Raw genomic sequence first — 24,274 nt, 5'->3', positions numbered from 1 at the left:
GACAGGAGAGTCTAGCGCAGGCCCGCACGCGGCCGGCCGCGCGGCCTTCCGCCCGATCAGCCGGAGTTGAGTTCTGATGAGGATGTTGTGGGATGAGGCGCGCTTTGCCTGGACGCGCGCGGCCTCCACCCTGCGGCGCGTCATCGCCAGCGCGCGCAGCCGCGGCCTGGCCCCGACCGCCCGCCGCGCCTGGCAGCGCCTGACCGGCGCCCTGAACCGCCCCGCCCCCGCCCGGCCGCTGTGGCTGCCGGCCTCGCAGCCGTTCTCGCCCTTCGCCGTGCCGGCCTCCGAGGCGCCGCTGGCCAGCCTGATCATCCCGGTCTACGGCCAGCTGCAGATGACCCTGGACTGCCTGCGCGCGCTGGCCGCCCGGCCGCCGGCGCTGCCGGTGGAGATCATCGTGGTCGACGACGGCTCGCCCGACGACACCGCCGCCTGCCTGCCGCGGGTGCAGGGCCTGCGCTACCACCTGCGCCCGCGCAACGGCGGCTTCATCGCCGCCTGCAACGACGGCGCGGCGCTGGCGCGCGGGCGCTACCTGGTCTTCCTCAACAACGACACCCTGCCCCAGCCCGGCTGGCTGGAGGCGCTGCTGGGCACCTTCGATACCCATCCGGGCACCGGGCTGGCCGGGGCGAAGCTGGTCTATCCGGACGGCCGCCTGCAGGAGGCCGGCGGCGTGGTGTTCGCCGATGGCTCGGCCTGGAACTACGGCCGCTTCGACTCGCCCGACGACCCGCGCTATGACTATGTTCGCGAAGCCGATTACCTCTCCGGCGCCGCAGTGGCGATCCCGCGCGCGCTGTTCGAACAGGTCGGCGGCTTCGACACCCGCTACGCGCCGGCCTATTACGAGGACACCGACCTGGCCTTCGCCGTGCGCGCGGCCGGCCGACGCGTGCTGTACCAGCCGGCCTCGGTGGTCGTGCACCGCGAAGGCGCGACCGCCGGCAACGACACCGGCAGCGGCATCAAGGCCTACCAGGTGCGCAACGCCGCCGTGTTCGCCGACAAGTGGCAGGCCACGCTGCAGGCCCATCCGACCCAGCGCAGCGAACCCTCTCCGGCCAGCCTGCACGCGCACCAGCGCCAGGTGCTGCTGATCGATTCGATGACGCCGCGGCCGGACCGCGACTCGGCCTCGCTGCGCCTGGTCAACCTGATCGCGCTGCTGCAGGAGGAAGGCGCGCACGTGGTGTTCGTCGCCGCCGACCTGGCCCATGTGCCGGGTTATACGCAGGCGCTGCAGGCCATGGGCGTGGAGGTCTGGTACGCGCCGTTCGCCACTGCCCTGCCGCGTTTCCTGCGCCAGCACGGCGCGCGCTTCGCCACGGCGATGGTCTGCCGTCACTACGTGGCCGACGCGGTGGTACCGCTGCTGCGCACGCATGCGCCGCAGGCCAAGGTGGTGTTCGACACCGTGGACCTGCACTACCTGCGCGAGCAGCGCGGCGCGCAGACCGGCGGCGATGCGGCCATGCTGCGCCAGGCGCAGGCCACCCAGAACGCGCGAACTGGCGGTGATGGCCGCGGCCGACACCACCGTGGTGGTCAGCCCGGTCGAGGCCGAGGAACTGGCGCGCGTGGCGCCGCAGGTGCGCGTGGAGATCCTGTCCAACCTGCATCGCCCGGCCACGCCCGGCGGTGCGTTCGAGGACCGCGCCGATCTGCTGTTCGTCGGCGGCTTCCACCACCCGCCCAATGTCGATGCGGTGGTGTGGTTCGGCGAGCAGGTGCTGCCGCTGATCCTGGCGCGCGCCCCACGCCTGCGCCTGCACGTGGTGGGCATGGACCCGCCGCCGCAGGTGCGGCGCCTGGCCGGCGCCCATCTCATCGTCCACGGCCACGTGCCCGACCTGCAGCCGCTGCTGGACGCCAGCCGCATCGCGCTGGCGCCGCTGCGCTTCGGCGCCGGGGTCAAGGGCAAGGTCAACCAGGCCATGGCCCACGGCCTGCCGGTGGTGGCGACGTCGATCGCGGTCGAAGGCATGCACCTGCGCGACGGGCTGGATGTGCTGGTGGCCGACACGCCCCAGGCCTTCGCCGACGCCGTGCTGCGCCTGGACAGCGACGCCGCGCTATGGCGCCAGCTCTCCGAAAACGGCCTGGACAATGTGCGCCGGCACTTCTCGCTCGACGCGGCACGCGCGACGGTGAGGCGGCTGTTCCTGGAGCAGGAGTGAGGGGAGATGAGTGAGTGAGCGAATGCAGGCGCTCGCTTCCGCTCACGCCTCACTCCTCTTCGCTCACTCCTCTTCGCTCACTCCTCCATCAGCCGCGCCAGCGCCTCATACGCCACGCGCACCGTCTCCGGGCCGTGCAGGCGTTCGAGACGGCGGACGACGAAGTGACCGCGGGCCATGCTCTGGAAGTGGTCGGTGAACACGGCGTTGACCGTCGCCCCGCCCAGCGCGCCCAGCACCGGCATCCACTGCGCGGCGGCCTTCTCGCTGACCTGGATCGAGTAGCGCTCGGCGATGGCCTTGACCAGGCCGACCAGCACCGGCGCGCCTTCCTTCTGCAGGCCGTGGCGGGCCACGTGCGTGGCCGCGTCGGCGACCATGCGGCTCATCGCCTCGCGCGCGGCGTAATAGCCGACCTCGGCCGCGTCGTCGGCCGAGGACGGGCCGCCCATCGCCAGCACGCGCACGCATTCCAGGCGCACGGCCGGGTCGTTGAGGTCGGCGCCCTCGCTGCGGGCGATATCGGCGATGGAGCGCAGCATGATCGTGGTGGTCAGCGGCAGCTCGATCGCCAGCGCGGTCAGGCCGAACGCGCCGCCGAAGGCGCCGGTGGCCGAGGTCGCGCCCAGGTGCCACCAGTCCGAGGACTTGCGCGCGCCCTCGGCCGGCACGCGCGTGTCCAGCGTGGTCAGCGACAGGCGCAGGGCCGCGCCGATGGCTTTGCGCGTGGCCGCGGCGATCAGCGCATGGGCCCGGCGCGGCAGGAAGCCGACCAGCCGCTCCACCGGCGCGCCGACCAGATTGGCCACGCGCGCGCCGAAGCTGGGGTGCTCGAGCCTGCGCACGGCCTGGCGCAGCTGTTCGAGCTCATGCGGGCCGAGCGTGCCGGCCTGGCCTGCCGGGATGAGTTCGCCGACCAGCGGCTGTGCGCGGGCCATGCTCAGCCGCCTCCGGCGCGGGCGTGGGCAATGCGCGCGGCGAAGTCGGCCAGCCCCGGCGCGCTGCGGTCCAGGCCGCGGGCGCGCTGCAGGGCCTCGCTGGCCACGCCCAGCTCGCCGGCGCCCAGGCGCTCGCTGCCGATGTCGATCCAGCGCATCGCCAGCTGCCGGCGCGCCGCCGCCAGGCTGGCATCGCCCGGCGCCATGGCCTGCCATGCATCCAGGCAGGTCTGCGCGGCGCGCACGCGGTTGGCGGCCAGCGCGCGGCTCACGCAGCCCTGCACGTTGGGCAGCAGGCGTTGCGCGGCGCGGCGCACGGCCGCGTCGTCCGGCGCCAGCGCCTGGGCGGCGCGCAGCTTGTCGTAGGCGCTTTCGCCCGGCGGGTCGACCCAGTCGCCGCGGGCCTGGGCGCGCTCGGCCTCTTCCAGCAGGGCGATCACGCGGCGCTGGCGCTGCGGCGAGGGCGGCGCGGCGTGCTCCATCCGCGCCTGGCTGCGCTGGGCGCGCTCGATCGCGCGCGTGGCCTCGGCCACGGCCGCCGACTGCGGCGCCAGCGCGCGGGCCTGGGCCAGCGCGGCGCGCGCCTGCTCGAAATCGAAATCCGCCGCCTGCCGCTCTGCGTCCTCGGCGTAGGCCCGGGCGACCTGCTGCACGCCGCTCGTGGCGGCGGCATCGCCGGGCGCGGCGGCGAGGACGGCGCGGTAGCGCTCCAGCGCCGCGTCCAAGCGGCCGCGGCGCAGATCGGCCTCGGCTTGGCGACGCTGATCGTCCAGCGCGCGCGCCAGCTGCGCGCGCGCGGCCGGCAGGTCGAAGTGGCCGGCGTCGAAGCCGCGCACCTGCTCGATCAGCTGCGCGCCCTGGGCCAGTTCCCCGGCCGCTAGTTCACGGCGCGCCTGCTGCAGCTGGTCGGACAGCAGATCCTCGCGGCCCTCCAGCGCGGTGGTGTTGTCCGGCTGCAGCGCCAGCACGCGCTGGAACAGCGGCAGCGCGGCATCGTCGCCACCGACGATGCGCCCGGCCGCACGCGCGGCCACGGCCTGGGCCAGCAGCGTGCCGATGCCGGCGGCGCGGGCCTCGCGCTGGCGCAGTTCGGCCGCGATCGCGTCGGCGTCGGCGCGCGGCACCTGCAGCTGGCGGGCCAAGTCCAGCGCCGCGCCCGCACCTGCGAGGTCGACTGCGGCCAGCGCGGCACGCGCCTGGCCGATCGCGGCGCGACCGACGCGGGCCAGGCCGTCGCGCGCCTCGCTGCGGTCGTTGTCCAGCGCCAGCGCGGCCTCGAAGCGCTGGCGCGCGCCGCTGCCGTCCGGCGCGCTCAGCCGGCCCTGCTTGAGCGCCGCTTCGCCCTGGTCGAGCAAGGCCTGCACGCGCGTGCCTTGCCAGAGCCGATCGGCGATCGGCTGGCGCAGCGCCACCGCCGCGACCAGCAGCGCGAGCACGGCCGCACCGAGGATCCACGGCCAGCGCCGCGTCTGGCGCTGCACCGGCAGCGGGCGCACGCGATCTGGCTCGCCTGGCGTGGCCTGCCAGTCGATGCGCGGTTCGATCCTGCCGTCAGGCAATCGGTCGTGCGGCTCCATCACGCGCGGCAGTATCCGCCAGCCAACGTGACAAGCCGTTCCCTATGCTGAACGGCAGATTTGCAGGAGAAACCGGGGCACCGGGATCCACTGTCATTTCCGCGAGCGCGCTGGATCCAATGCCTCTCGCGCTGCGTGCACAAGGCTGGGGTTCCGGCGTCCACGGGAACGACGATTGAAGCGTGATCTGCCCCTCCCCTTGCCCGCACAGCGGGCAGGGGAGGCTGGGAGGGGGTGCTTTTCGCGCGGTGCCTGAAGTGCAGAAGCAAGAGCACCCCTCCCCCTCAGTCGCTCGCCGCGACTTCGAGCTCCCCTTCGTGCTGCGCACGAAAGGGAGGGGGCCAAAAGCTGCGGCGGAGGCCACTGCGCGGCGCGGACAACCGAAGACGCGCTTTGCTGTGTGGCAAGAACGCGCTTTGAAAGCCGCGCTCAACCGGCCCGGCGCGCGTCCTGCACACCGGGCAACGCGTCCAGCTTGCCGAGCAGGGTGGACAGCTGCCCGTAGTCGGAGACCTTCAGCCGCAGCCGGAAGCGGATCCTGCCGGCGCCGCCGGCGCTGTCGCTGTGGATATCCAGCACGTGCGCATCCTCCTGGGCGATCAGCGTGGTGATGTCCTTGAGCAGCCACTTGCGGTCGATGGCGCTGATCAGCGCATCGACCTCGTAGCCGCCACCGGCCACGCCCCACTCCACCGGCAGCACGCGCTGCGGATGCTGGGCGGCCAGCCGGCGCAGCGCGGCGCAGTCGCGCCGATGCACGGTGACACCGCGGCCGCGGGTGAGGTAGCCAACGATGGGTTCGCCGGCCACCGGCTGGCAGCACTTGGCCAGCTGCACCAGCAGATTGCCCACGCCCTGCACGGTGAAGCGCGACTTGTCCGCGCCGGGCGCGCGCTGCACCGGGCGGCGGATCGGATTCTGCGGCGGCAGCGGGCCGTCGCCGGCCTGCGCACGCTGCTCTTCCTGCAGCGCACGGGCGACCTGGCTGGGGCCGGTGTCGCCCAGGGCCACCTGGATGTACAGCTCCTCGGCGCTCTCGGCGCGGAACTTGCGCAGCGCCGGCCCCAGGTCCAGCTGGTGCAGATGCAGGCGCTTGAGCTCGCGCTCCAGCAGCTCCTTGCCGGCGGCGATGTTGCCGGCGCGGTCGAGCTTGTGGAAATACGCGCGCACCTTGTCGCGCGAACGCGCGCTGGCCAGAAAGCCGTTGGCCGGCAACAGCCAGTCGCGCTTGGGCTCGCCGGTCTTGGCGGTCATGATCTCCACGCGGTCGCCGCTGCGCAGCACGTGGCCCAGCGGCACGATGCGGCCGTTGACCTTGGCCCCGCGCGTGCGGTGCCCGACCATGGTGTGCACGTGGTAGGCGAAATCCAGCACCGTGCCGCCGCGCGGCAGGTCGATCACCTCGCCCTTGGGCGTGAGCGTATAGATGCGGTCCTCGGCCAGCTCGGCGGCGAACTCCCCGCCCAGCGCGGCCTCCGCCTTGGCCGTATCGCCCGCCTCGCTGTCGCCGGCATGCTCCAGCAGCCGGCGCATCCAGGCGATCTTGCGGTCGAAGGCGGCATCGCCGCCGCCCTCCTTGTAGCGCCAGTGCGCGGCCACGCCCAGCTCGGCCTGGGCGTGCATCTCGTGGGTGCGGATCTGCACCTCCAGCGCGCGCCCTTCCGGGCCGATCACGGCGGTGTGCAGCGAGCGGTAGTCGTTGGCCTTGGGCCGGGCGATGTAGTCGTCGAACTCCGACGGGATCGGCGTCCACAGCGCATGCACCACGCCCAGCGCCGCGTAGCACTGGGCCACGTCGCTGACCGCGATGCGCACCGCACGCAGGTCGAACAGCTCGTCCAGCGCCACCTGCTTGCGCTGCATCTTCTTCCAGATGCTGTAGATGTGCTTGGGCCGGCCGCTGACCTCGGCGGCGATGTGGTGCGCGGCCAGGGTCTGCCGCAGGGTCGCCTTGACCTGCTCGATGTAGCGCTCGCGCCCGCCGCGCTTGTCGTCCAGCTGCGCGGCGATGGAGCGGTAGGTGTCCGGCTGCAGGTAGCGGAAGGAGAGATCTTCCAGCTCCCACTTCAGCTGCCAGATGCCGAGTCGGTTGGCCAGCGGCGCATGGATGTCGCGGGTCAGCAGGGCCAGCTCGCGGCGCTGGTCGGCCGGCAGCGTCGCGGCCGCGCGCATGCGCGCCAGCTGCCGCGCCAGCAGGATCGGCACCACGCGCAGGTCGTGGACCATGGCCAGCAGCAGCCGGCGCAGGCCTTCGGTATTGCGCGCCGAGGCCGGCTCGGCATGCAGCGCCCAGACCTGCGCGGCGGCGGCCTGGCCATCCAGCAGCGCCGGCAGGCCGGGATGGCGCGTGCGCAGCGTCCCCAGCAGCGCCGGCTGCAGGCCCGGCAGGCCGAACAGCAGGGCCGCGCCCAGCACCTCGGCGTCGGCGGACAGCCCGGCCAGGGTGGCCAGGGTGTTGGCCAGCACCGGCCACGGATCGGGCATGCCGTCCTGCGCGCCGGGCTGGGCCAGGGCGGGCTCGACCTGGTCGCGCAGGCCGGCGGGCAGCACGGACAGGGCGGCGTCGGAGGCGGACAGCGGCAGCGTCGGTGAAGCGGACATCAGGCGTGCACCATCACACGGTGGGGATCGAAGGGTACGACTACACTAACGGCCTGCCCCTCGTTGAAGAACACCCATGCCGCGCACACACCGTGCGATCCGCCCCCGGCGCACCGCGCATCCCTGCGCCGCGCCGGTCTGCGCGTACACAGGCAGGGAACGTTCGCGTGCGTATTGATGCAAGGCCTCGCCGATAGGCTGCAGCCGCTGGCGCGCTGGTGCGGCGTGCAGGCGCACCGTCCGCTGGACTGGCTGCGCCGCCAGTTCCGCGCCAGCGACCTGTGGTTCATCGGCCTGGCCGCGCTGGTCGGGCTGATCGCCGCGGCGCTGACCGTCCTGCAGAGCGGCATGGCCCATCGCCTGCAGGCCTGGCTGTACGGCCTGGCGCCGGACCAGCGCCTGAGCATGCTCGACCATGTCAGCCTCAGCCAGCTGCTGGTGCTGCCGCTGGGCGGCCTGCTGGTCGGGCTGGTGACGCTCATCGCGCGGCGACGCAAGCGCGCGCTGATCGACTCGGTCGAAGCCAACGCCCTGCACGGCGGCCGCATGTCGATGCGCGACAACCTGATCGTCGCCGCGCAGACGCTGCTGTCCAACGGCTTCGGCGCCTCGGTCGGGCTGGAGGCCACCTACACCCAGATGGGCTCGGGCGCCGGTTCGCAGCTGGGCCGCATCCTGCGCGTGCGCCGCACCGACATGCGCACCCTGGTCGGCGCCGGCGCGGCCGGGGCGATCGCCGCGGCCTTCGGCGCGCCGCTGGCCGGGGCGTTCTACGCCTTCGAGATCGTCATCGGCGCCTACGTGCCCTCGGCGCTGGCGCCGGTGGCCGCCGCCGCGCTGGCCGGGGCGTTCATGGCCGACACGCTGGGCGCGTCGGCCTATACGCTGCCGGCGGCCACCGCCTACCAGCTCGAGCCGCGCGACTACGCCATCTACATCGCCCTGGGGCTGACCTGCGCGCTGATCGGCATCGCGGTGATGCGGCTGGTGGCCGGGATCGAACGCGGCGTCGGCAAGATCCAGCTGCCGATCTGGGGCCGGCCGGTGATCGGCGGCCTGCTGCTGATCCCGCTGGCGCTGGTCTCGCCGCAGGTACTGTCCTCCGGTCACGGCGCGCTGCACCTGGACATCGGCGGGGACAACACCTTGCAGCTGCTGGCCACGCTGCTGGTGCTCAAGTGCCTGGCCTCGGGCATCTGCCTGGGTTTCGGCTTCCGCGGCGGCCTGTTCTTCGCCTCGCTGTTCATGGGCTCGCTGGTCGGCGCGTTCTTCGCGGTGGGCATGAACCAGCTGGTCCAGGCCTCGGTGGTGGACGTCACCGGCGCGGCGCTGGTGGGCATGGCGGCCCTGGCCGCGGCCATCGTCGGCGCGCCGATGACCATGGCCATGCTGATCCTGGAGGGCACCCACGATTTCGTGCTGACCACCGCGGTGATGGTGGCGGTGCTGGTGGCCAACACGGTGGTGCGCCAGGCCTTCGGCTATTCGTTCTCGACCTGGCGCCTGCACCTGCGCGGGGAAAGCATCCGCAGCGCGCGCGACGTGGGCTGGGTGCGCAACCTGTCGGCCGGCAAGATGATGCGCAAGGACGCCAACCACACCTTGCAGGACACCAGCGTGGCCGAGTTCCGCCGCCGCTTCCCGCTGGGTTCGACCCAGCGCGTGGTGCTGGAGGACGAGCGCGGCCACTACGCCGGGCTGGTGCCCCTGTCGACGGTCTACGCCGACCGCGTGCGCGAGGACGCCACCGTGGCGCAGTACGCCCAGCACCGCGACACCGCGCTGACCGCCGACACCGACATCGTCTCGATCATGAAGGTCTTCGACGCCACCCAGGCCGACGAACTGGCCGTGGTCGACGACGAGCGCAAGGTGCTCGGCGTGCTGTCCGAGAATTTCGTGCGCAAGCGCTACGCCGAGGAGCTGGAGAAGCGGCAGCGCGAGCTGATGGGCGAGCGCGTCAGCGGAGATGAGTGATCCCTGGGCGCTGCCGCGCCTCTGCCCCTCCCCTTGCCCGCGCAGCGGGCAGGGGGAGGCTGGGAGGGGGGCCTTTCGCGGAGCGCCTGAAAAGCCAAAGCAACAGCACCCCTCCCCAGCCCTCCCCTTCGCTACGCGAAAGGGAGGGAGCGAGTCAGCGCCCCTGGAGGGCGGCCACGCGCTGGGCCAGTTTCTTCGGGCTGACGCCGCTGCGGGCGCCCAGCTCCTGGGCGAAGAGCGACACGCGCAGTTCCTCCAGGTCCCAGCGCAGCGCCTGCCAGTCGTCCGAGGCGGCGCGGCCCAGCGCGGCGGCATCCTCGAGCGCCTGCATGAACGGCACCAGCTCCAGCATGCGCTGCTGGTCGCGGGTCGGATCGCGCTTGGCCCGCTCGGCGCGCAGCTTCATCGCCTTGAGATAGCGCGGGAACTGGGCCAGCGCCGGCGCCGGCGTGTCGCGCAGGAAGCCCGGATGCACCAGCGCGGCCAGCTGGGCGGTCAGATCGTCCAGGTTGCCGCGCGCCCAGCCCATCAGCGGCGCCTCCAGCTCGGGCTTGAGCTCGGCCACGCCGGCCAGGATCGCCTCGGCCAGCTTGAGCCGCTCCATCGCCTCGCCGAACAGCGCCTTGCCGGCCGCATCGCGGCGCTGGGCGAAGCTGCCCGGGTCGCGGATCTCGCCCAGGCCCTCGGCCAGCACCGCGTTCAGGGCCGCATCGACGATGTCGCCGCGCAGGCGCTCCTGGGATTCGATGGCCGCATACAGCAGCCCGGTCTTGGGCGAGACCGGCAGCTGCTTGCGCGCCTGCTTGACCTTGTCGGCCAGCGCCAACTCCAGCAGGCGCCGCACGCCGCGCGGATGCGCCGCGGCCGCCTGCGCGCGGTCGGCGAAGATGCGCAGCGCGGCGCTGTCGCCCTCGTCCACCAGCGCCGGATACGCCGGCACGCCGGCTTCGCCGGGCACCTGCAGCGGGATCGGGTCGTGCGGGAAGGCGTGCAGGCCCTCGCTGGCCAGCGCACGCCCGGCGCGCGCGGCGAAGGCATGGCCGGCCTGCGTGCCGAAGCGCTCGCGCAGCGCCTCCAGATCGCGCGAAGACGCCAGGACCTTGCCCTGCTCGTCGCGCAGCCGCAGGTGCATGCGCAGATGCGGCTCCAGCGCGGCCTCGTCGAAATCCAGCGCGCTCACCGCCACGCCGGTGGCCTTGGCCAGGAAGCGCGCCAGCTCACCGCGCAGGTCGTCGCCGGAGGGCTTGCGATGCGCCTCGAAGAACGCGCGGCCGAAGTCCGGCGCCGGCACGAAGTTGCGCCGCTGCGCCTTGGGCAGCGTGCGGATCAGCGCGGCCGCCTTCTCCGCGACGAAGCCCGGCGCCAGCCACGACAGCCGCGCCGCATCCAGGGCGTTCAACAGGTGCAGCGGCACCTCGAGGGTGACGCCGTCGTCCTCCGCGCCCGGCTCGAAGGTGTAGTGCAGCGGCAGGCGCGCATCGCCCAGCGCGAAGTACTTCGGATAGCGATCGGCCTCGCTGCCCTCGCCCGGCAGCAGGTCGGCCAGCGACCAGCGCAGGCCGCCGCGCTTGTCGTCGGGCAGCGTCTTCCACCAGGCGTCCAGGCCTGCGGCCGAATGCAGTTCGCCCGGGATGCGGTCCAGATACCAGCGCGCCTGCCAGTCCTCGTCGGCGACGATGCCGGCGCGGCGCAGCTTGGCCTCTTCCTCGTGCGCGGCGGCCAGCACCTTGCCGTTGTCGGCGACGAACGAGGCGCGCGTGTTGATCTCGCCCGGCACCAGGCCCTGGCGCACGAACAGTTCATGCGCCTCCTGCGGCGCGATGCGGCCGTAGTGCACAGGCTTCTTCGGCGCCAGCACCAGGCCGAACAGGCTGATCTGCTCGGAGGCCAGCACCTGCCCCTGCGCGCGCGACCAGTGCGGGTCGAAATGCTTGCGCGCAAGCAGCTGGGGCACCTCGGCGATGACCCAGTCCGGCTCGATCGCCGCGTTGGTCAGGCCCCACACGCGCTGGGTGTCCAGCAGCGTGGCGGTCAGCACCCAGGCCGGCGGCTTCTTGGCCAGGGCCGAGCCGGGGAACAGATGGAACCGGCGCTGGCGCGGGGCCAGGAAATCGCCCTTCTCGGTGCGATGCCCGACCTGGGTCGGCAGGCCGGCGATCAGCGCGCGGTGCAGCGACTGGTAGGCCGCGCTGCGCTCACGCTCGCTGATCCGCGGCGCGCTGTCGTCCTGTGCCGCGGGCGAAGGCGCGGCCTGGGCCGGCGCTGCGCCCGGCGGCGAGGCCTTGCCCTCGCGCGCCAGGCGCGCGGCGCGATGCAGTTCGCCGCGCGTGGGGCGCGAGGCGGACTTGCCGTCCTGCCCGACCGGCGCGGCGGGCGAGCCGGCAAGCAGCGCCTGCATTAACCGCGCATCGTCGCTCTGCTGCGGCCCTCCCTGGCGCGACATCACTGCACCCGGAACGTCCGGCCCGTCCATCCCTGGACGGGCGTTCGCCAGCGCACGCGCCAGTGGCGCGTCAGCGCGCTGGCTCACCCAGCCCAGTTCCTCGCACAGCACCCGCAGCTGACGATGCAGCTCGCGCCACTCGCGCATGCGCAGGAAGCCCAGGAAGTGGCGCCCGCACCAGTCGCGCAGCTTGGACTGGGTCAGCTCCCCGTGCGCCTGCGCATAGCCGTCCCACAGCCGCAGGATGCCGACGAACTCCGAGCGCGCATCGGCGAACTTGGCATGCGCGTTGTCGGCCGCCTCGCGCGCCTCGGGCGGGCGCTCGCGCGGATCCTGGATCCCCAGGAACGCGGCGATCACCAGCATCGGCCGCAGGCAGCCGTGCGCCTGCGCGGCGACCAGCATGCGCGCCAGCTTCACGTCCACCGGCAGGCGCGCCATGCGCCGGCCGACCTCGGTCAGCTTGCGCAGGCCGTGGCGGTCGGCCTCGGTGACCGCGCCCAGCTCGACCAGCTGCTGCCAGCCATCGGCGATGGCGCGCTCGTCCGGCGCCTCCAGGAACGGGAAATCCTCGATCCGACCCAAGCCCAGCTGCAGCATGCGCAGGATCACGCCGGCCAGCGAGGAACGCCGGATCTCCGGGTCGGTATAGCGCGGACGCGCCTCGAAATCGGCCTGCGCGTACAGGCGCACGCAGATGCCTTCGGCCACGCGCCCGCAGCGGCCCATGCGCTGGTTGGCGCTGGCCTGGCTGACCGGCTCGATGTGCAGGCGGTCCAGCTTCTGCCGCGGGCTGTAGCGCTTGACCCGCGCCAGGCCGGGATCGACCACGTAGCGGATGCGCGGCACGGTCAGCGAGGTCTCGGCCACGTTGGTGGCCAGCACGATGCGCCGCTGCGCGCCGGGATTGAACACCGCGTCCTGGTCCTTAGCCGACAGCCGCGCGTACAGCGGCAGCACCTCGGTGTGGCGGTACTTGCGCCGCTCCAGCGCCTGGTGCGCATCGCGGATCTCGCGCTCGCCCGGCAGGAAGATCAACACGTCGCCGCGCGCGTCCTCGCGGGTGATCTCGTCGACCGCCGCGACGATCGCCTCGTTGACGGTGAGGTCGGGAGTGGGGATTCGGGAGTCGGGATTGGCGGAAGCACGGGATGTCGAGCGCTCGCGGCCATCCGCGGTCTCCAATCCCGAATCCCCGCGCTCCACTCCCGGCTCCTCCAGCGGCCGATAGCGCACTTCCACCGGGAAGGTGCGCCCTTCCACGCTGACCACTGGCGCGTCGTCGAAGTGCGCGGCGAAGCGCGCCGTGTCGATGGTCGCGGAGGTGACGATGACCTTCAGGTCGCGGCGCTTGCGCAGCAGCTGCTTCAGATACCCCAGCAGGAAGTCGATATTGAGGCTGCGCTCATGCGCCTCGTCGACGATGATCGTGTCGTAGTTCGACAGCCAGCGGTCGCTGGCGATCTCCGCCAACAGGATGCCGTCGGTCATGAACTTGATGCGCGTGTCGTCGCCGACGTTGTCGTTGAAGCGCACCTGGTAGCCGACCGCGCCGCCCATGGGCACCTGCAGCTCCTCGGCCACGCGCCGGGCCACCGCGCGCGCGGCGATGCGGCGCGGCTGGGTGCAGCCGATCATCCCGGCCGCGCCGCGCCCGGCCGCCAGGCACAGCTTGGGCAGCTGGGTGGTCTTGCCCGAGCCGGTCTCGCCGGCGATCACCACGACCTGGTGCTGGCGGATCAGCTCGACGATCCGCTCGCCCTCGCGCGCGATCGGCAGCGCCTGGTCCAGCGTCACCGCCGGCAGGTTGGCCGCACGCGCCTGGCAGGCGGCCACCGACTCGGCCAGCGCCTGGCCGAAGCGCGCGCGCAGCTGCGCGTCCTCCGGCGCGGCCTTCCAGCGCGACCACAGGCCGTGCAGGCGGCCACGGTCGCGGCTCAGCGCGCCATCGATGGCGCGCCGCGCGGCGTCGGGCTGGGTGGGAAGCGGGGCGATTGAAGCCATGAATCGTTCTGCGTGAATCTTTTGATTACCAATCTTCATCTGCGGCGTTTATTGTGACGCATCGCCACTGATGAGGAGTTGCACATGGCCAAGACCAAGACCAAACCCGCCACCAAGAAGAAGGGCACGCCGCTGGCCGCCGCCGCGCCGAGCGCCCCGCGTGTGGATATCGGGATCAGTCCGGCCGATCGCAAGGACATCGCCGCCGCCCTGTCGCACTACCTGGCCGACGCGTACACGCTGTACCTGAAGACCCATAACTTCCACTGGAACGTGACCGGGCCGATGTTCAACTCGCTGCACCTGATGTTCGAGACCCAGTACACCGAACAGTGGGGCGCGCTGGACGAAGTCGCCGAGCGCATCCGCGCCCTGGGCTACAACGCGCCGGGTTCGTACCGCGAGTTCGTCGCGCTCAGCTCCATCCCCGAGGAGGCCGGCCTGTCCGACAGCGCCGACTGGAAGGAGATGGTGCGCCAGCTGGTGGTCGGCAACGAGGCGGTCTGCCGCACCGCGCGCCAGACGCTGAAGACCGCCGAGAACGGCAGCGACGACCCGACCGTGGACCTGATGACCCAGCGCCTGAACACCCACGAGAAGTATGCGTGGATGCTGCGGTCGCTGCTGCAGTAATCCCTTCGGGACTTCGTCCCTGCGGGCTTATCCCAAGGTTTCGCCTTTGGCGAAACCTTGGGCCCCTGCTCACTCGTCGGCCAGATCCCCGCGCCTTCGGCGCGCCCCCTTGACTCAAGGGGGCTCTCCACCAGGGGGGTCGGCTGGGCACTGAAGCAAGGCGGCGTCCGGGGGAGCATCGGAGATTTCCGACGTGATTTGTAGTCGATGCCCGGCCCTGCGCCGGGCATTGCGCATCTGGGGGATGAGACCGCGGCCCGGTATCCTGTACGCATGCAGGAACGTGCGCTAGAAATCCTCCACCGGGTGTTCGGACACCCTCGTTTTCCGCGGCGAGCAGGCCGCCATCGTCGAGCACCTGGCCAGCGGCCACGACGCCCTGGTGCTGATGCCCACCGGCGGCGGCAAGTCGCTGTGCTACCAGGTGCCGGCGCTGCTGCGCGAGGGCACGGCGATCGTGGTCTCGCCGCTGATCGCGCTGATGCAGGACCAGGTCGAGGCGCTGCGCCAGCTGGGCGTGCGCGCCGAGTTCCTCAACTCCTCGCTCGAGGCCCAGGCCGCCCAGCAGGTCGAGCGCGACCTGCTGTCCGGCGAGTTGGATCTGCTGTACGTGGCACCCGAGCGGCTGCTGACCCCGCGCTTCCTGTCGCTGCTCGATCGCGCGCGGGTGAGCCTGTTCGCCATCGACGAGGCGCACTGCGTGTCGCAGTGGGGCCACGACTTCCGCCCCGAGTACCGCCAGCTCACCGTGCTGCACGAGCGCTGGCCGCAGGTGCCGCGCATCGCGCTGACCGCCACGGCCGATCCGCCGACCCAGGCCGAGATCGCCGAGCGCCTGCAGCTGGAGGACGCGTGCCGCTTCGTCAGCTCCTTCGACCGGCCCAACATCCGCTACACCGTGGTGCAGAAGGACAACGGCCGCCGCCAGCTGCTGGACTTCCTGGAGGACCACAAGGGCCAGGCCGGCATCGTCTACTGCATGTCGCGCAAGAAGGTCGAGCAGACCGCCGAGTTCCTGCGCGAGAAGGGCTTCGACGCCCTGCCCTACCACGCCGGCCTGGATGCGCGGCTGCGCGCCGAGAACCAGCGCCGCTTTCTGCGCGAGGACGGCATCGTCATGTGCGCGACCATCGCCTTCGGCATGGGCATCGACAAGCCGGACGTACGCTTCGTCGCCCACACCGACCTGCCCAAGTCGCTGGAGGGCTACTACCAGGAAACCGGCCGCGCCGGCCGCGACGGCGAGCCCGCCCAGGCCTGGCTGGCCTATGGCCTGGGCGATGTGGTGCTGCTCAAGCAGATGATCGAACAGGGCGAGGCCGCCGAGGAGCGCAAGCGCCTGGAGCGGCGCAAGCTCGACCAGCTGCTGGGCTACTGCGAATCGATGCAGTGCCGGCGCCAGGTGCTGCTGGCCGGCTTCGGCGAGACCTATCCGCAGCCCTGCGGCAACTGCGACAACTGCCTGACCCCGGCCGCGACCTGGGACGCGACCGAGGCCGCGCGCAAGGCGCTGAGCTGCGTGTACCGCACCGGCCAGCGCTTCGGCGCGGCGCATCTGATCGACGTGCTGCGCGGCGCCGACACCGAGCGCATCCGCCAGCTCGGCCACGATCAGCTCACCACCTATGGCATCGGCAGCGATCTCGATGCGGCGACCTGGCGCGGCGTGTTCCGCCAGCTGGTGGCCGCCAGCGTGCTGGAGGTCGACGCCGAAGGCCACGGCAGCCTGCGCCTGACGCCCTCGGCCAAGCCGGTCCTGCAAGGCCAGCAGACCCTGCTGCTGCGCAAGGATTCGCCCAAGCTGCGCCAGCGCAGCGGCGGCACCAGCCCGGCCGCCGCCGAGGTCCCCGAGACCGACCAGCCGCTGTTCCAGGCCCTGCGCCGCCTGCGCGCGCAGCTGGCCAAGGAGCAGAACGTGCCGGCCTACGTCATCTTCCACGACGCCACGCTGCGCAACATCGCCCAGCAGCGCCCGACCGACCTGCGCGCCCTGGCGCGCGTGGGCGGCGTGGGCGGCAGCAAGCTGGACCGCTATGGCCCGGCGCTGATCGACGTGGTCCGCGAGGCGGGCTGACGCCCGCCCCTCCCTTCACCGACCCGGACTGCCCCCATGAGCGGCTACTGCGCCATCGCCCCCGGCCACCCGATCCACGGCAACTACCACGACACCGAATACGGCTTTCCGCAGCGCGAGGAGTCGGTGCTGTTCGAGCGCCTGCTGCTGGAGATCAACCAGGCCGGCCTGAGCTGGGAGACCATCCTGCGCAAGCGCGCGGCGTTCCGCGCCGCCTACAGCGACTTCGACGTGGACCGGGTCGCCGCCTACGGCGAGGCCGACATCGCGCGGCTGCTCGCCGACGCCGGCATCATCCGCAACCGCCTCAAGGTGCTGGCCGCGATCCACAACGCCCAGGTCATCCAGACCCTGCGCGCCTCGCACGGCAGCTTCGCCGCCTGGCTGGACGCGCACCACCCGCTGGAGAAGGCGGACTGGGTGAAGCTGTTCAAGCGGACCTTCCGCTTCACCGGCGGCGAGATCACCGGCGAATTCCTGATGAGCCTGGGCTACCTGCCCGGCGCACACCACGAAGGCTGCCCGGCGTTCGCCGCGGCGGCCAGGCACAAGCCGGCGTGGATGCAGGCGAGCAAGCCACTGAGGTCGGCGAAGACGAAGAAGTAGCGCCAGCGCCTCCTCACTTGTCCCTAGCCCCACTCCCCGCGGACACGGGCACTTCATCGTTCGCTCTACTCCCTGCAAATGCGCGAATCTCGCGGTTCGCGCTACTCCGTCGCTCTCACGGATGCGGGACGTCGTCGCCCTTGCTACTCCGTCATTCCCGCGAGCACTTGAACCTCTTCGTTCACTCCATTCCGTCATTCCCGCGAAAGCGGGACTCCAGGGACTTTGCGCTTTTCGCTTTTGCTGCTGCTTTTCCAGCCGCTTAAGGCAGGACGAAGAGACAGGACGGAACACGCGGAGCCGACCGATATCGCTGACGCGACGGCCCGCGCATCGATACGTTGTGTGCCGGGGAATGGACATGAACCCCTGCAAATCCCACGGCGCGTGGTAAGCCGTCTCGAGGGCAGCGCATGGCGCCCGGGGACCGGCTAAGTCACTCGATCAAAAACCTGAAAAGCAACGTCCCTGGATTCCCGCGTTCGCGGGAATGACGACTCAGAGATTCAAGCAACCTATCACTGAGCTGCACATCCGGCGCTCGCTCAAGCCCCGCGTCAAACGCCCATGTACCGATGCGGCCGATGGTTGAACATCAGCACCAGGCTCAGCACCACCGCGCCCAGCGCCGAATACAGCACCTTAGACGGCGCCAGCGTAAAGCAGGCCACGCCCATCAGCACCGCATCGAAGGTCATCTGCACCTTGCCCGCGCTGATGCCGCGCGTGCGCTGCAGGTAGACGGCCAGGATGCCCACGCCGCCCAGGCTGGCGTGGTGGCGGATGAAGAACAGGATGCCCATGCCGACCAGCGCGCCACCGACCAGCGCCGAGTACAGCGGCGTCATCTGCTCGTACGGCGCCCAGTGCGGCAGCAGGTCGGTGAGCACGCCGCAGGCGCCGACCGCCACGAAGGTCTTGAGGGTGAACTCCCAGCCCATGCGCCGCACCGAGAGCCAGTAGAACGGCAGGTTCACCAGCACGAACATCAGACCGAAGTTCCAGCCGAAGGCGTAATGCGCCAGGAAGGCCACGCCCGCCATGCCGCCGATCATCAGCCCACCCTTGGCGAACACCGCCAGCCCCAGCGACGCGGTCAGCGTGGCCAGCACCATGCCCTGCACGTCTTCGGCCACGGAGTGGTGGAACGCCCGATCGTCGACCACCGTGCCTTCCGAATCCGGCGGAGGCGTCAGCGGCCCCGAGGTGACCACCACGCCCGGCGGCGAATGATCGGCGCCGCCATCGTCCAGGCCGATCTCCTGCGCAGGCGTATCGAGGGCAGAAGCTTCGGAAGGCGGCTTGGCAGGTGTCACGGCGGGCGGCAGCAGGGAGGGGGGCGCGTGTAGTTTAACGGGCCCAGCCCCAACTTTCGTTACGCCGAAACCTCTTAGCTCATATCCTGCGGCGCCGACTTACCTGCCCTAGTTCGCTGTAAATCTTGTTACGAAAGGCAAGCCGATAAAGCAAGCGCCGTTGAAGCGCCGACATGACCCAAAAAGATTTAATCAAACATAATTTTCCACATGTTCTTCCAGGTTATCAAAAACCTAATGGCGCTGGACAAAGCTGCCTTTCAGAGCGGTAGACGGCTCGCTTAGCTGATCGTTGAAGGCCTTGCGGATCAGTTCGAGCGACTCTTCCCTGTTAGAAGAGTATCCCTCCTCTAAAGCATTAGCGATGTGTCGCGCTGCATCCGCCAGAATTCGCCCCCAAGCTTTCTCTTCTTGAACATTTCCGGCTTCACGATACATTCCAATCTTTAGCGAAGTGTGGAGACCCTTGTTAGCTATCCAAACCCTCATCATTTCAACAGAATCTTCGTCTAACAAGGCCGCTTCTGGAATAGGACGCTCGTTCATAGATGTTTTACCTCACATGATGGGTGGCGGGATATCACGATCCTTCCATTTATCCGGCGCCACTTCGTTACGTTTGTTGTCTAGATTGTCTTTTCCACCACGCTCATTCATGGCCTTCTGCTCTTTATTCTGCCTATCGGTACGATCGCCCTTTTTGTACCGATCAACCTTCTCCGCTCCGACTCTATCGCGTCCGTCCTTAGCTGTGGCAGCACGCTTGTCTAGATCATCAGCAGACCCGACATAATCCTTACCCGACCCTGTCTTCGCACCACTGACACAGTAAATACACCCCTCGTCACTTTCCGCAGTGCCAGGTTCTACTTTATTATTCTCGTCCGAGGCCTCGTTTTTTTGGCTGCGATTAACTGCATACTACATCAAACGCGAAAAATATACTGCCTGAACATGGATTGTGTCTATAATCGCCTCCCCAAGCGAATGACTGACTCCCACACAACGAGTCTCGTCGCACGTTACTGAACGCCCATCTGGATCAGTGAACTTATAGGGATTATTGTTTGCGTATCGGTATGCATTGAACTGCTCGAACGGCTCCTTCAGCGCCGTTATTGGATCGCGCGAGTAGAAGATCCCGAGCATCGGGTCGTAATACCGCTGCTGCATATAATTCAAGCCGGTATTAGAATCCTGAACATGCCCTGTGAATCCTGGACCATCCTGTGCCGGTCGGTTCAGCAATGCCCCGTAGGGCGCGTACTCACTACGCTCGACAACATTGCCGCTCGCATCAGTAACGGCTATGGGCGTGCCCAACGCATCGGTGTGAATGTACTCAACTGTCTGTGCGCTGGCGATACCGGACAGCTGAATCCAGAACCAGATCGCGAGGAAAACTCTGACGCCGGTCTTCATAAAACCTCCTTGTAGTAATAGCTCAGCGCGCCTCGGCGACCTCGACGCCGTCCAGGCCCTGGGCCAGGGTGCGGGCGTCGCCGCCCTGGGCCAGCTTGATGCGCAGGCGCACCTCGTTCTGCGAGTCGGCGTAGCGCAGGGCGTCCTCGTAGGAGATCTCGCCGGCCTGGTACAGCTCGAACAGGCTCTGGTCGAAGGTCTTCATGCCCAGGTTGGTGGACTCCTTCATCACTTCCTTGAGCTTGTGGATCTCGCCGTCGCGGATGTAGTCCTGGATCAGCGGCGTGCCCAGCATGATCTCCATCGCCACCCGGCGCGCCTTGCCGTCGGGGGTCGGCACCAGCTGCTGGGCGACCACGCCCTTGAGGTTGAGCGAGAGGTCCATCAGCAGCTGGCTGCGGCGGTCCTCGGGGAAGAAGTTGATGATGCGGTCCATCGCCTGGTTGGCGTTGTTGGCGTGCAGGGTGCACAGCACCAGGTGGCCGGTCTCGGCGAAGGAGATGGCGTGGTCCATGCCCTCGCGGGTGCGCACCTCACCGATCATGATCACGTCCGGCGCCTGGCGCAGCGTGTTCTTCAGCGCGTTCTCCCAGCTGTCGGTGTCGATGCCAACCTCGCGCTGGGTGATGATGCAGCCCTCGTGCTTGTGCACGAATTCGATCGGGTCCTCGATGGTAATGATGTGACCGGTCGAGTTCTGGTTGCGGTAGCCGATCATCGCCGCCAGCGAGGTCGACTTGCCGGTGCCGGTGGCGCCGACGAAGATGATGATGCCGCGCTTGGTCATCGCCAGGGTCTTGATGACCGGCGGCAGGTTGAGCTCATCGACGCTGGGGATCTTGGTCTCGATCCGGCGCAGCACCATACCCACCTGGTTGCGCTGGTAGAAGCAGCTCACGCGGAAGCGGCCCACGCCGGCCACGCCGATGGCGAAGTTGCACTCGTGGGTCTTCTCGAACTCCTCGCGCTGGGCGGGGGTCATGACGTTGAGCACCAGGTCGCGCGACTGCTGCGGCGTCAGCGGCGTCTGCGTGATCGGAGTGAGCTTGCCATGCACCTTGATCGACGGCGGCATGCCCGAGGTGATGAACAGATCCGACGCCTTCTGATGCGCCATCAGCTTGAGGAACGAGGTGAAGTCGATGGCGCTCATGCGTGCTCCTTCGGAGCTGGGAATCGGGAATGGAGAATCGGGAATCGCGGCTGCGGGCACCACGGGAGCGGAAAGCGCGGGATGGCGGCCTGCCCCATTCCCGATTCCCTACTCCCGATTCCCGGCCTTACTCGAACAACCGCTTGTCCTTGGCGTATTCCTTGGCCTGGTGGCGCGTGATCTGGCTGCGCTTGACCAGGTCCTGCAGGTGCTGGTCCAGGGTCATCATGCCGTACTGCTGGCCGGTCTGGATGGCCGAGTACATCTGCGCGACCTTGTCCTCGCGGATCAGGTTGCGGATGGCCGGGGTGCCGACCATGATTTCCCAGGCGGCGGTGCGGCCGCCGCCGACCTTCTTCAGCAGCGCCTGGCTGATTACCGCGCGCAGCGATTCGGACAGCATCGAGCGCACCATCGGCTTCTCGCCGGCGGGGAACACGTCGATGATGCGGTCGATGGTCTTGGCCGCCGAGCTGGTGTGCAGGGTGCCGAACACCAGGTGGCCGGTTTCCGCGGCGGTCAGCGCCAGGCGGATGGTCTCCAGGTCGCGCAACTCGCCGACCAGGATGTAGTCGGGGTCCTCGCGCAGCGCCGAGCGCAGCGCTTCGTTGAAGCCGTGCGTGTCGCGGTGCACCTCGCGCTGGTTGATCAGGCACTTCTGCGAGGTGTGGACGAATTCGATCGGGTCCTCGACGGTGAGGATATGGCCGTATTCGCTCTTGTTGATGTAGTCGATCATCGCCGCCAGCGTGGTCGACTTGCCCGAGCCGGTCGGCCCGGTCACCAGGATCAGGCCCTGCGGCTGCTGCACCATCTCGCGGAACAGCGGCGGGCAGGCCAGGTCCTCCAGGGTCAGCACCTCGGACGGGATGGTGCGGAACACCGCGCCGGCGCCGCGGTTCTGGTTGAAGGCGTTGACGCGGAAGCGCGCCAGCGAGGGGATCTCGAAGGAGAAGTCGACCTCAAGGAATTCCTCGTAATCGCGGCGCTGCTTGTCCGACATGATGTCGTAGACCAGCGCGTGGACCTGCTTGTGGTCCAGGGCGGGGATGTTGATGCGGCGCACGTCGCCATCCACGCGGATCATCGGCGGCAGCCCGGCGGACAGATGCAGGTCCGAGGCCTTGTTCTTGACCGAGAAGGCCAGTAGTTCGGCGATATCCATGCGTCTGGTTTGCCCCTGTGGAAAGTGTTGCGAACTGGAACCCTACATCCCCGAAAGGCAGTATAGCGCCCTTCCCGACACTGCCAACGGGCCTGTTTACCGTGCTTTCCGAGCGTCTGAGCGACACCCTGAACAGGCTGCGGAACGCAGCAGACGCGGCCAAGCGGCCCATGCCCACGCTGGTGGCCGTGTCCAAGTTTCATCCGGCGCAGGCGGTGGCCGAGTTGGCCGCCGCGGGCCAGCGCGTGTTCGGCGAGAACTATGTGCAGGAGGCGCAGGCCAAGCGGGCCGAGCTGTCCGCGCTGGCGCTGGAGTGGCATCTGATCGGCCATCTGCAGTCCAACAAGGCGGCCCTGGCGGCCGAGCTGTTCGACTGGGTGCAGACGGTGGACCGGCCCAAGCTGGTCGCGGCCCTGGCGGCGGCGCGGTCGCCGCAGCGCGGGCCGCTCAACGTGCTGATCCAGGTCAACATCGACGATGAATCCAGCAAGCATGGCTGTGCGCCCGAAGCAGTCGAGTCGCTGGCCGAGGCGATCGCCGCGCAGCCGCGGCTGGCGCTGCGCGGGCTGATGGCGATCCCGGCGCCGCACGAGGATCCGGCGCTGCGGCGGGCCGCGTTCGTGCGCATGAAGCAGCTGTTCGATGCGCTGGCGGCGCGCCACGTCGGCGTGGATACGCTGTCGATGGGGATGAGCGAGGACTGCGCGCTGGCCGTGGCCGAGGGCGCGACCATGGTGCGGGTAGGCACCGCCCTGTTCGGCGCGCGGCCGGTCAAAGCCTGACGCTTGGTGGGAGCCACTGTCTCTCACGTCTCGCAGCGGCCTGCCTGTAGAGCGGAGCTTGCTCCGCTGGGGCCTTCCCACGAACCGAACGAAGAGCAGCGGAGCGAGCTCCGCTCTACAGGTAGGAGCCGCCCTCGTGGCCTTTTTGGCCAATGGCGGCGCGAGGCTCTACCGGGAAAGCCTCATCGCCGCCATGGCGGCTCCCACAGGAGCAAGGCGAAGCGACTACATGAATGCGCCACGCCTTGCCGCAGTTCTCGCAGCGGCCTGCGTGTAGAGCGGAGCTTGCTCCGCTGGGGCCTTCCCACGAACCGAGCGAAGAGCAGCGGAGCAAGCTCCGCTCTACAGGTGGGGGCCGCCCTCGTGGCCTTTTTGGCCAATGACGGCGCGAGGCTCTACCGGGAAAGCCCCATCGCCGCCATGGCGGCTCCCACGGGGGGGAAGAGGCTTCAAAGAGGAAAGAGACTCCTAAAAGGAGCCTCCACATCGGTGCGCCGGGAACGGCGATAATCCGGGCGATCCTTCACCGCACCGGGCATCAGGCCGCCATGACCGTATCGAGTTCCGAATCCGCAGCGCCGGCCGTCGACACGGTCGCCTTCATCGGTGGCGGCAACATGGCGCGCAGTCTGATCGGCGGGCTGATCGCGCGCGGGGCGGCGCCGGCCAGCATCCGCGTGGCCGAGCCGGTGGCCGAGCTGCGCGAGGGCCTGGCCCGGCAGTTCGGCGTGCAGGTGTTCGCGGAGGCCGGCGAGGCCGTGCAGGGCGCCTCGCTGTGGCTGTTCGCGGTCAAGCCGCAGGTGATGCGCGGGGTGTGCGAAGGCCTGGCCGCTGCGGCGCAGTCGGCCAGGCCGCTGGTGGTCTCGATCGCCGCCGGCATCACCGCCGCGCAGCTCTCGCGCTGGCTGGGTGGCGAGGTCGCGGTGGTGCGCGCCATGCCCAACACGCCGGCGATGCTGGGGGCGGGCGTGACCGGCCTGTTCGCCACGCCGCAGGTCGACGACGCCGGACGTGCGCGCACCGATGCCCTGCTCTCCAGCGCCGGCCCGACCGTGTGGATCGACACCGAGGCGCAGATGGATGCGGTCACCGCCGTGTCCGGCAGCGGGCCGGCCTATGTGTTCCTGCTGGCCGAGGCGATGGAGGCGGCGGGCATCGCCCAGGGTTTGCCGGCCGAAGCGGCGCGTGCGCTGACGCTGCAGACCGTGCTCGGCGCGGCGCGCATGCTGACCGAGGCAGGCGAACCGCCGGCCGAACTGCGCCGGCGCGTGACCTCGCCCAACGGCACCACCCAGGCCGCGATCGAGACCTTCCAGGCCGGTGGCTTCGAGGCGCTGACCGCGCAGGCCATCGCCGCGGCCGCGCAGCGCGGCGGCGAACTGTCGGCGGCCAACGACTGA

At 69.9% G+C, this 24,274-nt stretch carries 14 protein-coding genes and 2 pseudogenes; 7 read left to right on the top strand and 9 right to left on the bottom strand.

Features of this window, described 5'->3' with window-relative positions:
• Positions 1–76 precede the first annotated feature (76 nt).
• A pseudogene (locus ACFJIT_RS02655) lies at positions 77–2,183 on the top strand (glycosyltransferase).
• A gap of 77 nt (positions 2,184–2,260) precedes the next feature.
• Here ACFJIT_RS02655 and ACFJIT_RS02650 read toward each other — a convergent pair.
• The 3 genes from ACFJIT_RS02650 to ACFJIT_RS02640 all read right to left on the bottom strand — a co-directional run bounded on the left by ACFJIT_RS02650 (position 2,261) and on the right by ACFJIT_RS02640 (position 7,299).
• Positions 2,261–3,121, bottom strand: a complete 861-nt coding sequence (locus ACFJIT_RS02650) for an EcsC family protein (protein WP_130524947.1) — start codon at positions 3,119–3,121, stop codon at positions 2,261–2,263.
• Between the two features lie 2 nt (positions 3,122–3,123).
• Complete coding sequence (locus ACFJIT_RS02645; protein ID WP_379654943.1) at positions 3,124–4,698, bottom strand: hypothetical protein; 1,575 nt, start codon at positions 4,696–4,698, stop codon at positions 3,124–3,126.
• 429 nt (positions 4,699–5,127) lie between these two features.
• Complete coding sequence (locus ACFJIT_RS02640; protein ID WP_379654942.1) at positions 5,128–7,299, bottom strand: RelA/SpoT family protein; 2,172 nt, start codon at positions 7,297–7,299, stop codon at positions 5,128–5,130.
• Positions 7,300–7,476: 177 nt separating this feature from the next.
• Here ACFJIT_RS02640 and ACFJIT_RS02635 point away from each other — a divergent pair, with 177 nt between their 5' ends.
• Positions 7,477–9,276 (top strand): chloride channel protein, encoded by a 1,800-nt coding sequence (locus ACFJIT_RS02635; RefSeq protein ID WP_306990802.1) that lies wholly within the window; start codon positions 7,477–7,479, stop codon positions 9,274–9,276.
• 154 nt (positions 9,277–9,430) lie between these two features.
• Here the strand turns inward: ACFJIT_RS02635 and hrpA are convergent, their stop codons facing one another.
• Positions 9,431–13,723 carry an ATP-dependent RNA helicase HrpA gene (hrpA, locus tag ACFJIT_RS02630; protein ID WP_379654941.1) on the bottom strand — a complete coding sequence of 1,431 codons (4,293 nt, stop codon included), beginning with the start codon at positions 13,721–13,723 and terminating at the stop codon, positions 9,431–9,433.
• A gap of 84 nt (positions 13,724–13,807) precedes the next feature.
• Here hrpA and ACFJIT_RS02625 point away from each other — a divergent pair, with 84 nt between their 5' ends.
• The 3 genes and pseudogenes from ACFJIT_RS02625 (at position 13,808) to ACFJIT_RS02615 (ending at position 17,036) form a co-directional block, all read left to right on the top strand.
• Positions 13,808–14,356, top strand: a complete 549-nt coding sequence (locus tag ACFJIT_RS02625) for a Dps family protein (RefSeq protein WP_130517195.1) — start codon at positions 13,808–13,810, stop codon at positions 14,354–14,356.
• 273 nt (positions 14,357–14,629) lie between these two features.
• Positions 14,630–16,430: pseudogene (gene recQ / locus ACFJIT_RS02620) on the top strand (DNA helicase RecQ).
• Between the two features lie 36 nt (positions 16,431–16,466).
• Positions 16,467–17,036: a DNA-3-methyladenine glycosylase I gene (locus ACFJIT_RS02615; RefSeq protein ID WP_379654940.1), complete on the top strand. Its 570-nt coding sequence runs from the start codon at positions 16,467–16,469 to the stop codon at positions 17,034–17,036.
• A 557-nt stretch (positions 17,037–17,593) separates the two neighbouring features.
• On the opposite strand, the gene ACFJIT_RS02610 is transcribed toward ACFJIT_RS02615, so the two are convergent.
• The 5 genes from ACFJIT_RS02610 to ACFJIT_RS02590 all read right to left on the bottom strand — a co-directional run bounded on the left by ACFJIT_RS02610 (position 17,594) and on the right by ACFJIT_RS02590 (position 22,092).
• Positions 17,594–18,289, bottom strand: a complete 696-nt coding sequence (locus ACFJIT_RS02610; protein ID WP_379655698.1) for a YitT family protein — start codon at positions 18,287–18,289, stop codon at positions 17,594–17,596.
• A 297-nt stretch (positions 18,290–18,586) separates the two neighbouring features.
• On the bottom strand, positions 18,587–18,898 hold the full coding sequence (locus tag ACFJIT_RS02605; RefSeq protein WP_379654939.1) for a DUF5076 domain-containing protein: 312 nt from the start codon (positions 18,896–18,898) through the stop codon (positions 18,587–18,589).
• A 375-nt stretch (positions 18,899–19,273) separates the two neighbouring features.
• On the bottom strand, positions 19,274–19,774 hold the full coding sequence (locus ACFJIT_RS02600) for an RHS repeat domain-containing protein (protein ID WP_379654938.1): 501 nt from the start codon (positions 19,772–19,774) through the stop codon (positions 19,274–19,276).
• A gap of 22 nt (positions 19,775–19,796) precedes the next feature.
• The gene (locus ACFJIT_RS02595) at positions 19,797–20,927 is read right to left on the bottom strand and encodes a PilT/PilU family type 4a pilus ATPase (RefSeq protein WP_130517187.1); all 1,131 of its coding nucleotides are present in this window, start codon (positions 20,925–20,927) and stop codon (positions 19,797–19,799) included.
• Positions 20,928–21,054: 127 nt separating this feature from the next.
• Positions 21,055–22,092, bottom strand: a complete 1,038-nt coding sequence (locus tag ACFJIT_RS02590) for a type IV pilus twitching motility protein PilT (protein WP_130517185.1) — start codon at positions 22,090–22,092, stop codon at positions 21,055–21,057.
• Between the two features lie 101 nt (positions 22,093–22,193).
• On the opposite strand from ACFJIT_RS02590, the gene ACFJIT_RS02585 reads away from it, so the two are divergent.
• Both ACFJIT_RS02585 and proC read left to right on the top strand, forming a co-directional pair.
• Positions 22,194–22,874, top strand: a complete 681-nt coding sequence (locus tag ACFJIT_RS02585) for a YggS family pyridoxal phosphate-dependent enzyme (protein WP_379654937.1) — start codon at positions 22,194–22,196, stop codon at positions 22,872–22,874.
• 548 nt (positions 22,875–23,422) lie between these two features.
• A complete protein-coding gene (gene proC / locus ACFJIT_RS02580; protein WP_379654936.1) occupies positions 23,423–24,274 on the top strand; it encodes a pyrroline-5-carboxylate reductase in 852 nt (283 codons plus the stop codon).

Source organism: Pseudoxanthomonas sp. UC19_8 (assembly GCF_042700505.1).
Taxonomy (GTDB): domain Bacteria; phylum Pseudomonadota; class Gammaproteobacteria; order Xanthomonadales; family Xanthomonadaceae; genus Pseudoxanthomonas_A; species Pseudoxanthomonas_A winnipegensis.
This window is presented reverse-complemented; position numbering and strand designations above follow the sequence as displayed.

Coding starts and splice junctions, on each gene's coding strand:
- ACFJIT_RS02650 (WP_130524947.1), bottom strand. CDS start 3,121: ATGGCCCGCGCACAGCCGCTGGTCGGCGAACTCATCCCGGCAGGCCAG.
- ACFJIT_RS02645 (WP_379654943.1), bottom strand. CDS start 4,698: ATGGAGCCGCACGACCGATTGCCTGACGGCAGGATCGAACCGCGCATC.
- ACFJIT_RS02640 (WP_379654942.1), bottom strand. CDS start 7,299: ATGTCCGCTTCACCGACGCTGCCGCTGTCCGCCTCCGACGCCGCCCTG.
- ACFJIT_RS02635 (WP_306990802.1), top strand. CDS start 7,477: ATGCAAGGCCTCGCCGATAGGCTGCAGCCGCTGGCGCGCTGGTGCGGC.
- hrpA (WP_379654941.1), bottom strand. CDS start 13,723: ATGGCTTCAATCGCCCCGCTTCCCACCCAGCCCGACGCCGCGCGGCGC.
- ACFJIT_RS02625 (WP_130517195.1), top strand. CDS start 13,808: ATGGCCAAGACCAAGACCAAACCCGCCACCAAGAAGAAGGGCACGCCG.
- ACFJIT_RS02615 (WP_379654940.1), top strand. CDS start 16,467: ATGAGCGGCTACTGCGCCATCGCCCCCGGCCACCCGATCCACGGCAAC.
- ACFJIT_RS02605 (WP_379654939.1), bottom strand. CDS start 18,898: ATGAACGAGCGTCCTATTCCAGAAGCGGCCTTGTTAGACGAAGATTCT.
- ACFJIT_RS02600 (WP_379654938.1), bottom strand. CDS start 19,774: ATGAAGACCGGCGTCAGAGTTTTCCTCGCGATCTGGTTCTGGATTCAG.
- ACFJIT_RS02595 (WP_130517187.1), bottom strand. CDS start 20,927: ATGAGCGCCATCGACTTCACCTCGTTCCTCAAGCTGATGGCGCATCAG.
- ACFJIT_RS02590 (WP_130517185.1), bottom strand. CDS start 22,092: ATGGATATCGCCGAACTACTGGCCTTCTCGGTCAAGAACAAGGCCTCG.
- proC (WP_379654936.1), top strand. CDS start 23,423: ATGACCGTATCGAGTTCCGAATCCGCAGCGCCGGCCGTCGACACGGTC.